Raw genomic sequence first — 10807 nt, forward strand, 5'->3', positions numbered from 1 at the left:
TTTTGAAGGACGTCAAGGTCCAGGTTCAAGGACATTGTTAGCAAGTCCGTTTATGGCTGCTGCCGCTGCTGTTACAGGAGTTTTGACAGATCCAAGAGAATTAATAAAATAATAGTAACGGGTGAAATAGTCACTCTAGAAAATATATAAAATGGCTTACGACAAATTTAATATACTTACAAGTAGCGCAGTTCCGCTTTCTATTGAAAATGTAGATACGGATCAAATTATTCCTGCTCGTTTTTTGAAAGCAACAGAACGAGTTGGTTTTGGCGACAACCTTTTCCGTGACTGGAGATACAATAATGATGGTTCTCCAAAAACTGATTTTGTTTTAAACAACCCAACTTATAGCGGAAAAATCCTTGTTGGAGGAAAGAACTTTGGTTCTGGTTCTTCAAGAGAACACGCGGCTTGGGCAGTTTACGATTACGGTTTTAGAGCGGTAGTTTCTAGCTTTTTTGCTGATATTTTTAGAAATAACTGTTTGAACATTGGTGTTTTGCCGGTTCAGGTAAGTCCTGAATTTGCTGATAAAATTTTCAAAGCTATTGAAGCTGACCCAAAAACAGAATTGGAAATCAACCTTCCAGAACAAACAATTGCACTTAAAGCAACTGGCGAAAAAGAGTCGTTTGACATCAGTGGTTATAAAAAAGACAATATGGTTAATGGTTTTGACGATATAGATTATTTGCAAAACATTAAAAAGGAGATTGTGGAATTTGCTGATAAATTGCCTTATTAAAAAATGATTCTAGAAGTGGCCATCCTTTTCGTAAAAAAAGGAGAAGAAAAACAATTTGAAAAAGATTTTGAGATTGCCCGTCAATACATAAGTTCGATTCAAGGGTATTCAGGACATAGTTTACGAAAGTGCATAGAACAGGAAAATAAATACATTTTACTTGTTGATTGGGAGAAATTGGAAGATCATACCATTGGTTTTAGACAATCCGAACACTATTTAGAATGGAAAAAATTGCTCCATCATTATTATGATCCGTTTCCAATAGTGGAACATTTTGAGATGGTTTTGGAGTATAAAAAAAATGATTAATAAATGAATTTCAAGCCAAGCACAATACAAGATATTGATGAAATTTTTAAATTTTATGATTTAGCTGTTGAATATCAAAAGACGAAATTCAATAAACAATGGCAAGGTTTTGACAGGGATTTGGTTACCAAAGAGATTGCAGAAAACCGACAATGGAAGTTGATTATTGATGATGAAATCGCCTGTGTTTTTGCTATTACTTTTGAAGATGAAAGTATTTGGAAAGAAAAAAACACAGACAAAGCGGTTTATTTTCATAGAATTGTGACACATCCAAAATTTAGAGGACAGCATTTTGTTGAAAGGATTATTGAATGGGGAATTCCATTTGCCAAAGAAAAAAAATTAGATTTTTTGAGAATGGATACTTGGGGCGACAACGAATCATTAATAGAATATTATCAAAAATGTGGGTTTGACTTTCTAGGTGTGATAACGCCAGAATACAAAGGATTGCCTAAACATTATGAAGGAATCACATTAAGTTTATTTCAAATTGAGATTGAAAATTAACTGTCTTAAAGGAAAATAAATTATAATACAAAGAGAATTTACACAGTCAAAATGGAAAAAAGAAAAATTGAAATAATGGATACGACACTTCGAGATGGTGAACAAACCTCCGGAGTATCGTTTTCTGCTGCAGAAAAATTAACCATTGCGCAATTGTTGCTGGAAGAATTAAATATTGATAGAATCGAAATTGCCTCGGCACGAGTAAGTAAAGGTGAATTTCTAGGCGTAAAAGGTATTATGGCTTGGGCTGAAGAAAAAAGTTATTGCCACAGAATCGAAGTCTTGACCTTTGTTGATGGTGGCCTTTCAATAGATTGGATGAAAAAAGCGGGAGCTAAAGTTCAAAATTTATTGACCAAAGGTTCAATGAATCATTTGACTCATCAATTGAAAAAAACGCCCGAACAACATTTTGCAGAAATTGCAGAAATCATTGCATTGGCAAAGGAAAACAATATTGAAACTAATATTTATTTGGAAGACTGGAGTAATGGAATGCGGAATTCTCCTGAATATGTGTTTCAATTCTTGGAATTTTTGGCAACTCAACCAGTCAAAAGGATATTGTTGCCGGATACTTTAGGCGTTCTAATTCCGTCGCAAACTTTTGAATATATTTCGAAAATAACTGCTAAATATCCAAATATTCATTTTGATTTTCACGCACATAATGATTATGATTTAAGCGTTGCCAATGTTTTGGAAGCAGTAAAAGCGGGAATCGACGGCTTGCACGTTACCGTTAACGGAATGGGTGAACGCGCTGGCAATGCTCCTATAGAAAGTGTAGTTGCTGTGATAAATGATTTCCTTCCGGAAGTAAAAATCAATGTTAGGGAATCTTCTTTATACTCAGTGAGTAAACTTGTCGAGACTTTTACAGGTTATAGAATTCCAGCCAACAAACCTATTGTGGGTGACAATGTATTTACACAAACAGCCGGAATTCATGCGGATGGAGACAATAAAAATAATTTATATTTCAATGATTTGCTTCCGGAGCGTTTTGGCAGAAAACGAAAATATGCTTTGGGAAAAACATCTGGAAAAGCTAATATTGAAAAAAACCTTCAGGAATTAGGATTACATCTCAATCAAGAAGATTTAAAGTTGGTTACCCAACGAATTATTGAATTAGGGGACAAAAAAGAAACAGTTACCAAAGAAGATTTACCTTATATTATTTCTGATGTATTAGACAGTCAAACTTATGAAGACAAAATTGTAATTGAGTCATATGTCTTAGTTCACTCCAAAGGAATGCGACCATCTACTACACTTTGTTTAAAAATTGACGGTGAAATAATTGAAGAAAATGCCCAAGGAGATGGACAGTTTGATGCATTTATGAATGCTTTGACAAAAATATATAAAAGCAAAAAGATGACGCTACCCAAACTTATTGATTATGCGGTTCGAATTCCTCCAGGAAGTAGTTCAGATGCACTATGTGAAACTATAATCACTTGGACTAACGGCGTAAAAGAATTCAAAACGAGAGGACTAGATTCAGACCAAACCGTTGCTGCAATCAAAGCAACACAAAAAATGCTGAACATAGCAACAGCCTAACTTATAAAAAACCGAAAAAATAATAATACAATAAAAAATTAATGAAATTTAATATCGCCCTTTTAGCAGGAGACGGAATAGGTCCCGAAGTAATCAGTCAAGCAGTAAAAGTTTCTGATGCCATTGCAAAGAAATTCAACCACGAAATCACTTGGAAGCCAGCATTAACAGGTGCTTGTGCCATAGATGCTGTTGGAGTTCCTTATCCTGATGAAACCCACGAAATCTGTATGAAAGCCGATGCTGTTTTGTTTGGAGCCATCGGACACCCAAAATATGACAATGATCCAAAAGCAACCGTAAGACCAGAACAAGGTTTATTGTTGATGCGTAAAAAATTAGGTTTGTTTGCCAATGTTCGTCCAACATTTACATTTCCATCTTTGATAGATAATTCTCCATTGAAAAGAGAACGTATTGAAGGAACTGATTTAATCTTCTTGAGAGAACTTACTGGTGGAATTTATTTTGGAGAAAAAGGAAGAAAAGATGGTGGAGAAACAGCTTTCGATACGTGTACTTACACCAGAGTTGAAGTGCAAAGATTGGCAAAGAAAGGGTTTGAATTAGCTATGACACGTAGCAAAAGATTGTGTTGTGTTGACAAAGCTAACGTATTAGAAACTTCCCGTTTGTGGAGAGAAACGGTACAAGCTATGGAAAAAGATTATCCTGAAGTAGAAGTTAGCTACGAATTTGTTGATGCAGTTGCAATGCGTTTGGTTCAATGGCCAAATTCTTATGACGTATTAATTACCGAAAATTTATTTGGAGATATTTTGACTGATGAAGCTTCGGTAATTTCAGGCTCGATGGGATTAATGCCGTCAGCATCTGTTGGTGAACACACTTCATTGTATGAACCAATTCACGGTTCTTATCCACAAGCTACAGGCTTGGATATTGCAAATCCATTGGCAACAGTATTGTCAGCAGCGATGATGTTTGAAGATGCTTTTGGATTAAAAGAAGAAGCTGAAGCAATAAGAACTGTTGTCAACAAATCACTGGAATTAGGAATTGTTACCGAAGATTTGGCGACAAAAGGAGCCAAAGCTTATAAAACTAGCGAAGTTGGAGATTGGTTAGTTGCCAATTTGTAAACCAATAATATCCAAACAAAAAAGGTGTCAATTTACATTGACACCTTTTTTTATGTATTAAAAGAAAATATTAATATCCTCCTCTGTTTCCACCACCACGGTTATCTCCACCACGGCTGTTTCCACCACCATAACCTCCGCGTGAATCTCCACCACGGCTGTTGCTGTTAAAACTTCTTCTTTCGCCTTCTGGTTTTGGCTCAGACTTATTCACTACAATAGCACGACCTTGAACAGTCGCTCCGTTTAACTCATCAATTGCTTTTTGAGCTTCGTCATCATTTGACATTTCAACAAAACCGAATCCTTTACTTCTTCCAGTAAATTTATCAGTGATAATTTTTACAGAATCAACTGCACCGTAAGCCTCGAAAGACTCTCTTAAATCTGCTTCCTCAATACTGAATGGAAGGCTTCCAACAAAAATATTCATATGTACTTATTTATAATAATTGGCACAAATGTAGTCTTATTTTTCTCTAATCTACTATGTATTAGCTAATTTATACTTAATATTTTTGTGAAATATTCAAATTTAGGTTCCAAAAGCCCTGATTACAAGAGTTTTTTATAAAATTTACTCAAATTTCAAAACTAACACGTTATTTCACTGGAACTTTATAAAAGTGACCATATTGAAAATTCAAAAGCGGTCCAGCCAATGGATTATTATTTACATTCACTGCATTAAATTTAAATGTTCCTGTAACTGTTTTATTTACTACATCATATTCTTCAATGACAATCTCACCATTCCCTTTACCAATTCCAGTTGAGAAAGTTATAGTGCCATTGGCATCCGTTAGAACATAAGCTACAGTATTCAAATTGTTAATTCCTAAAATATAAGCTCCAAGATTTTTAGAAGTGGTTTTTAACGTCAGCTTTTCGTTTCTAGTATAGGCTTCAATACTTAAAGAACCATTTGTGGCAAGTATAGCTTTAGAATCAATGGCTCTCCAAAACACATTATCCTTTTGACCTTCAAAAGAAGGGCTGTTAAACTTTACATCATCTTGGCAAGAAATAAAAGCAATTAACAAGAGTATATATAGAAGTTGTTTTTTCATAATTTGTGATATTGATCTTCACAAAAGTATATTATTTTGATTAAAAAATTGAAATTGAACTGAAAATTCACATTGAAAATCGACATAATACAGTGTCATTCATTAAAATACAAATCTCATTAGTATTTATCGATAAAAAATGTATCTTTGCACCCTTAATTAATCGAGGTCGAGTACCTCAAAATTTAATCATAAGATTATGTCAGTAAAAATTAGATTACAAAGACACGGTAAAAAAGGAAAACCTTTTTACTGGGTTGTAGCAGCTGATGCTCGCTCAAAAAGAGACGGTAAATACCTAGAAAAAATTGGTACTTACAATCCAAACACAAATCCTGCAACTATCGATTTAAATCTTGATAGCGCAGTAAAATGGTTGCACAATGGTGCTCAACCTACTGAAACAGCTAAAGCTATTCTTTCTTACAAAGGAGCTTTATTGAAACATCACCTTGATGGTGGTATTCGTAAAGGAGCTTTAACTCAAGAACAAGCTGATGCAAAATTAGCTGAATGGTTAGAAGCAAAATCAGGAAAAGTAGATTCTAAAAAAGAAGGTTTGACAAAAGCGCAAGCTGATGCTAAAACTAAAGCTTTCAAAGCAGAACAAGCTGTAAACGCAAAACGTTTAGCTTCTGCCGCACAAGCTGAAGCAGATGCTATTGCTGCTGCTACTCCTGCTATTGAAGAAGAAGTTGCTGAAGTAGAAGTTGAAGCTGCTGCTGAAGAAGTTACAGAAGAGGAAACTCCTGTTGCTGAAGAAGCTCCAGTTGCTGAAGTTGAAGTTGAAGAAACTCCAGAAGTTGAAGCTGTTGTTGAAGAAGTTGCAGTCGAAGAAATTCCTGTTGCTGAAGTTGCAGTTGAAGAAACTCCTGTTGCTGAAGAAGCTCCAGTTGCTGAAGTTGAAGAAACTCCTGCTGCACAAGACTCGAGCGCTAGCGAACAGGCGGAGCAAAATAACGAAACAAAAGAAGCCTAATTTTCAAGCGAGGATGCGTAAAGAAGATTGTTTCTATTTAGGTAAAATCGCAAAAAAATTTAGCTTTAAAGGGGAAGTTCTAGCCTATTTAGACACGGACGAACCAGAGTTATACGAAAACTTGGAATCAGTGTTTGTTGAATGCAACAAACACTTGGTTCCTTTTTTTATTGAAAGCAGTTCGCTTCACAAAAATGACTTTCTTAGAATCCGTTTTGAAGACGTAAATACCGAAGAAGAAGCTGATGCACTTTTAGGTAACGACTTATACCTTCCTTTGCAACTATTGCCAAAACTTACCGGCAATAAATTCTACTTTCACGAAGTAATAGGTTTTGAAGTCGAAGACAAACGTCTTGGCATTGTTGGAAAAATTCAATCTATAAATGATTCCACAGCCCAACCCTTATTCGAAGTTTTAAATGGAGAAGTGGAGATTCTTATTCCAATGATTGACCATTTTCTTGTGAAAATTGACAGGGAAAACAAAAAAGTCATTATGGATTTGCCTGAAGGTCTGATTGAAATGTACCTTTAGAAAAGTGTTTAGTTTTTAGTGTTCAGTTGCTCAAAAATCTGAAATGCTTCGCCAGTTCGCTATCGCTCGGGTCAGCATTCATTAATCTACAATCAGCAATCTTTATGTCCAAATTCCAATTCAAACAATTCTATCTTGAACAAGACCGATGTGCTATGAAAATTGGTACTGATGGCGTTTTGCTTGGTGCTTGGACTCCTATCGAAAACAATCCTTACAGCATTTTAGACATTGGAACTGGAACTGGAATTATCGCTTTGATGTTAGCTCAAAGAAGTTCGGCAAACCAAATTGACGCTCTCGAAATCGACGAAAACGCTTATGAACAAGCTACTGATAATTTTGAAAATTCCCCTTGGAATGACCGCTTGTTTTGTTTTCACGCAGCTTTGGACGAATTTGTTGAAGAACCCGAAGACGACCCGAGCGAAAGCGAACTGGCGCAGCAATATGATTTAATTGTTTCCAACCCTCCTTTTTATACCGAAGATTACAAATCCGAAAATGAACAACGAGATTTAGCACGTTTTCAAGACGCTATGCCTTTCGATGATTTGATTGAAGCTGCCGCTTTGTTGCTTTCTGAAAACGGAATCTTTTCCGTTATTATTCCTTTCAAAGAAGAGTCAACTTTCTTAGCTCTTGCCAAAGAACAGGAATTATTTCCCATAAAAATTACTCGTGTAAAAGGAACTCCAACTACCGAAACCAAACGCAGTTTATTGGCTTTTAGCCGAAACCAAAATCAAGGTTTCCCTATTGATGAACTAATTATTGAAACCTCACGACATATTTACACTCCAGAATACATCGAATTGACGAAGAATTTTTATTTGAAGATGTAGCACCCGTTTAAATTCAATATTTGAATTTTGATATCCCTTTTTTATATTTTTAAAAATATAACATTTCATCATTGTTTTGTTATATTTCTTTGTGTAGATTTGCAAGACAATTATTAACCGATTGCTTCGCTTCGTTGCTCTCGTAATGACTAACATATGAAACCAGACTTATTTCAAGCTCCAGATTACTACAACCTCGACGAATTGTTGACAGACGAACATAAATTAGTACGTGATTCAGCACGTGAATGGGTAAAACGTGAAGTTTCTCCAATCATCGAAGACTTTGCTCAAAGAGCAGAATTCCCAAAACAAATCATTAAAGGTTTGGCTGATATTGGTGCTTTTGGACCTTATATTCCAGAAGAATATGGCGGTGCAGGTTTGGATCATATTTCATACGGCTTGATTATGCAGGAAATCGAAAGAGGCGATTCTGGTGTTCGTTCAACTGCTTCGGTTCAATCATCATTAGTAATGTATCCTATTTGGAAATACGGAAACGAGGAACAGCGAATGAAATATTTACCAAAACTGGCTTCCGGAGAATTTATGGGTTGCTTTGGCTTGACCGAACCTAATTACGGTTCTGATCCGGGAAGTATGATTACCAATTTCAAAGATATGGGCGATCATTATTTATTGAATGGTGCCAAAATGTGGATTTCGAATGCACCATTTGCTGACATTGCTATAGTTTGGGCAAAAAATGAAGAAGGTAGAATTCATGGTTTAATTGTAGAACGAGGTATGCCAGGATTTACAACTCCGGAAACACATAATAAATGGTCACTTCGTGCTTCGGCAACTGGAGAATTGATTTTTGATAACGTAAAAGTGCCTAAAGAAAATTTATTGCCAAATAAATCAGGTCTTGGAGCTCCGCTTGGATGCTTGGATTCAGCACGTTTTGGAATTGCCTGGGGAGCAATCGGCGCTGCAATGGATTGTTATGACACAGCTTTGCGTTATGCTAAAGAAAGAATCCAATTTGACAAACCTATTGCCGGAACTCAATTGCAACAAAAGAAATTGGCCGAAATGATAACCGAAATCACCAAAGCACAATTGCTAACTTGGAGATTGGGCGTTTTGAGAAACGAAGGAAAAGCCACAACGGCTCAAATCTCAATGGCCAAAAGAAACAATGTGGATATGGCGATTCATATTGCCCGTGAAGCACGACAAATGCTCGGTGGAATGGGAATTACAGGTGAATACTCCATCATGCGACACATGATGAATTTAGAGTCAGTAATTACGTATGAAGGAACGCACGATATTCATCTATTGATAACGGGAATGGACATTACGGGAATTCCAGCTTTCAAGTAATGATAAACAACTATTAAACTATTCATAAAATCGATAGTAAAAGCTTCTTGGAAACAGGAAGCTTTTTTATTTTTATAGAAAAAAAATAAACAATGAATATTGCAAACATAAATCATAAAATTCAACCTCAAAAAGAACTGTTATTAGATCATTCATTGTATAACAAAGTAAAAACTATTGAGGACTTAAACTGCTTTTTAGAAAATCATATATTTGCGGTTTGGGATTTTATGTCATTATTAAAGGCTTTACAAGCCAAATTAACTTGTACAACCACGCCTTGGTTTCCTTCTAAAAATCCTGAAACAAGGTATTTGATTAATGAAATTGTTCTTGCTGAAGAAACTGATTTAACTATTGATGGCCGTCACCAAAGCCATTATGAAATGTATATTGAAGCAATGAAATCATGTGGCGCAAATACAACCGGTATTGAAAATTTTTTATCTGAAGTTAATTCGCTTCACAATATATTTGTAGCAATTAAAAAAAGCAATTTACATCCAAATATTAAAGCCTTTTTGGATTTTACGTTTAGGGTTATTGATGAAGGCAAATCACATGAAATTGCCGCAGCTTTCACCTTTGGAAGAGAAGATTTAATCCCATCAATTTTTACCGAGATATTAAGAAACTTTCAAGCTAATTTCCCTGAAAATGATTTAAGCAAACTGATTTACTATTTTGAAAGACATATCGAATTAGATGCAGATGAACATGGGCCTATGGCGATGAAAATGATAACAGAACTTTGCGGAACTGATGCCCAAAAGTGGACTGATGTTGAAGAAATTTCGATTTTGGCACTAGAAAAACGAATCGGGTTATGGGATGCCATTGAAGAACAAATTATGATGAAAATGGAAATAGCTTAATTTTATTTAATAGAAAACTAAATTTAACACCAATTTAAAAATGAAAAAGAATTTATTCAAAATTGTGTTTGCCTCTTTTTTGTTGCTTTTAGCATCTAGTTGTAGTGTTGGAAATCCTGATGAACAAGTCAATCCAAAATCATTATCATCAGGAACTATTTTAATTCCAATTCCCAATACTCCTTCACAAACGCCTGTTAAAGAGATTAACTACTTGGCACTTGGTGATAGTTACACCATTGGTCAAAGCGTATGTGAAACTTGCAGATTTCCTGAACAATTAAAAAAGAGTCTTGGAAATGTAACTTCTTTAAAAATTATTGCACAAACGGGATGGACGACGACCAACTTGATTTCGGCAATTAATGCCCAAAATCCAACAACAAATTATGATTTAGTGACACTTTTAATTGGTGTTAATAACCAATATCAAAACCTAAATTTTCAGGTTTATCAATACGAATTTCCTGAACTAATTAACAAAGCAATTGCGCTTGCAAAAGGAGATAAAACGAATGTAATTGTAGTTTCCATTCCAGATTATGCTTATACCCCTTTCGGGCAGCAATCTGTTAACCCTGCTAAAATTTCTACGGAAATAGATAAGTATAATGCTTATGCACAAAAGTATTGCTTGGATAATAACATAGAATATATAAACATTACAGATATTACCAGACAGGGTTTGCTGAATCCAAAGTTGGTTGCAACAGACGGCTTACATCCTTCGGAACTAGCCTATTCTTATTTTATAGAACGAATTTTGCCAAAGGCCATTTTTGCAACACAAAATTAAAAAATCTAATGTAAATATGGGAGGACACTGAAAAACATTGCTTATTTTGATTAGCGTTGTTTTCAGACAATAAAAAAGTACTTGTAACAGGATTTTAAAATCCTGTTACAAGCACTTT

Annotated in this window: 12 protein-coding genes and 1 pseudogene; 11 read left to right on the forward strand and 2 right to left on the reverse strand. The window is 35.1% G+C overall.

Annotation, left to right across the window (positions count from 1 at the left end; genetic code table 11):
- Positions 1-151: 151 nt before the first annotated feature.
- The 5 genes from leuD to leuB are packed head-to-tail and all read left to right on the forward strand — an operon-like array spanning position 152 to position 4251.
- The gene (gene leuD, locus ACH2BV_RS12750) at positions 152-748 is read left to right on the forward strand and encodes a 3-isopropylmalate dehydratase small subunit (protein WP_395051114.1); all 597 of its coding nucleotides are present in this window, start codon (positions 152-154) and stop codon (positions 746-748) included.
- A gap of 3 nt (positions 749-751) precedes the next feature.
- Positions 752-1060 (forward strand): antibiotic biosynthesis monooxygenase family protein, encoded by a 309-nt coding sequence (locus ACH2BV_RS12755; protein WP_395051115.1) that lies wholly within the window; start codon positions 752-754, stop codon positions 1058-1060.
- Between the two features lie 3 nt (positions 1061-1063).
- Positions 1064-1573: a GNAT family N-acetyltransferase gene (locus ACH2BV_RS12760; protein WP_395051116.1), complete on the forward strand. Its 510-nt coding sequence runs from the start codon at positions 1064-1066 to the stop codon at positions 1571-1573.
- Between the two features lie 51 nt (positions 1574-1624).
- Positions 1625-3148 (forward strand): alpha-isopropylmalate synthase regulatory domain-containing protein, encoded by a 1524-nt coding sequence (locus ACH2BV_RS12765; RefSeq protein WP_395051117.1) that lies wholly within the window; start codon positions 1625-1627, stop codon positions 3146-3148.
- A 41-nt stretch (positions 3149-3189) separates the two neighbouring features.
- Complete coding sequence (gene leuB / locus ACH2BV_RS12770; protein WP_395051118.1) at positions 3190-4251, forward strand: 3-isopropylmalate dehydrogenase; 1062 nt, start codon at positions 3190-3192, stop codon at positions 4249-4251.
- A gap of 70 nt (positions 4252-4321) precedes the next feature.
- Here leuB and ACH2BV_RS12775 read toward each other — a convergent pair whose 3' ends face one another.
- Positions 4322-4684 carry an RNA-binding protein gene (locus tag ACH2BV_RS12775; protein WP_338407406.1) on the reverse strand — a complete coding sequence of 121 codons (363 nt, stop codon included), beginning with the start codon at positions 4682-4684 and terminating at the stop codon, positions 4322-4324.
- 169 nt (positions 4685-4853) lie between these two features.
- On the reverse strand, positions 4854-5321 hold the full coding sequence (locus ACH2BV_RS12780) for a DUF6252 family protein (protein WP_395051119.1): 468 nt from the start codon (positions 5319-5321) through the stop codon (positions 4854-4856).
- 199 nt (positions 5322-5520) lie between these two features.
- Between ACH2BV_RS12780 and ACH2BV_RS12785 the strand changes: the two are divergent.
- The 6 genes and pseudogenes from ACH2BV_RS12785 to ACH2BV_RS12810 form a co-directional block, all read left to right on the forward strand.
- A pseudogene (locus ACH2BV_RS12785) lies at positions 5521-6126 on the forward strand (30S ribosomal protein S16); the annotation flags it as partial.
- 187 nt (positions 6127-6313) lie between these two features.
- Positions 6314-6838: a ribosome maturation factor RimM gene (gene rimM, locus ACH2BV_RS12790; RefSeq protein WP_395051120.1), complete on the forward strand. Its 525-nt coding sequence runs from the start codon at positions 6314-6316 to the stop codon at positions 6836-6838.
- 104 nt (positions 6839-6942) lie between these two features.
- Positions 6943-7683: a tRNA1(Val) (adenine(37)-N6)-methyltransferase gene (locus tag ACH2BV_RS12795; protein WP_395051121.1), complete on the forward strand. Its 741-nt coding sequence runs from the start codon at positions 6943-6945 to the stop codon at positions 7681-7683.
- Between the two features lie 156 nt (positions 7684-7839).
- Complete coding sequence (locus ACH2BV_RS12800; RefSeq protein WP_395051122.1) at positions 7840-9018, forward strand: acyl-CoA dehydrogenase family protein; 1179 nt, start codon at positions 7840-7842, stop codon at positions 9016-9018.
- 92 nt (positions 9019-9110) lie between these two features.
- Positions 9111-9893 carry a DUF3050 domain-containing protein gene (locus ACH2BV_RS12805; RefSeq protein ID WP_395051123.1) on the forward strand — a complete coding sequence of 261 codons (783 nt, stop codon included), beginning with the start codon at positions 9111-9113 and terminating at the stop codon, positions 9891-9893.
- Positions 9894-9933: 40 nt separating this feature from the next.
- Positions 9934-10689, forward strand: a complete 756-nt coding sequence (locus ACH2BV_RS12810; RefSeq protein WP_395051124.1) for an SGNH/GDSL hydrolase family protein — start codon at positions 9934-9936, stop codon at positions 10687-10689.
- The last annotated feature ends 118 nt before the right edge of the window (positions 10690-10807 follow it).

It is taken from the genome of Flavobacterium sp., assembly GCF_043780635.1.
Taxonomy (GTDB): Bacteria; Bacteroidota; Bacteroidia; order Flavobacteriales; family Flavobacteriaceae; genus Flavobacterium.

Excerpts from the sequence above, each read along its gene's own strand:
- ACH2BV_RS12805 (WP_395051123.1), top strand. The coding sequence starts at position 9,111 with ATGAATATTGCAAACATAAATCATAAAATTCAACCTCAAAAAGAACTG.
- ACH2BV_RS12810 (WP_395051124.1), top strand. The coding sequence starts at position 9,934 with ATGAAAAAGAATTTATTCAAAATTGTGTTTGCCTCTTTTTTGTTGCTT.
- ACH2BV_RS12795 (WP_395051121.1), top strand. The coding sequence starts at position 6,943 with ATGTCCAAATTCCAATTCAAACAATTCTATCTTGAACAAGACCGATGT.
- leuB (WP_395051118.1), top strand. The coding sequence starts at position 3,190 with ATGAAATTTAATATCGCCCTTTTAGCAGGAGACGGAATAGGTCCCGAA.
- ACH2BV_RS12755 (WP_395051115.1), top strand. The coding sequence starts at position 752 with ATGATTCTAGAAGTGGCCATCCTTTTCGTAAAAAAAGGAGAAGAAAAA.
- ACH2BV_RS12780 (WP_395051119.1), bottom strand. The coding sequence starts at position 5,321 with ATGAAAAAACAACTTCTATATATACTCTTGTTAATTGCTTTTATTTCT.
- leuD (WP_395051114.1), top strand. The coding sequence starts at position 152 with ATGGCTTACGACAAATTTAATATACTTACAAGTAGCGCAGTTCCGCTT.
- ACH2BV_RS12775 (WP_338407406.1), bottom strand. The coding sequence starts at position 4,684 with ATGAATATTTTTGTTGGAAGCCTTCCATTCAGTATTGAGGAAGCAGAT.
- ACH2BV_RS12800 (WP_395051122.1), top strand. The coding sequence starts at position 7,840 with ATGAAACCAGACTTATTTCAAGCTCCAGATTACTACAACCTCGACGAA.
- ACH2BV_RS12765 (WP_395051117.1), top strand. The coding sequence starts at position 1,625 with ATGGAAAAAAGAAAAATTGAAATAATGGATACGACACTTCGAGATGGT.
- ACH2BV_RS12760 (WP_395051116.1), top strand. The coding sequence starts at position 1,064 with ATGAATTTCAAGCCAAGCACAATACAAGATATTGATGAAATTTTTAAA.
- rimM (WP_395051120.1), top strand. The coding sequence starts at position 6,314 with ATGCGTAAAGAAGATTGTTTCTATTTAGGTAAAATCGCAAAAAAATTT.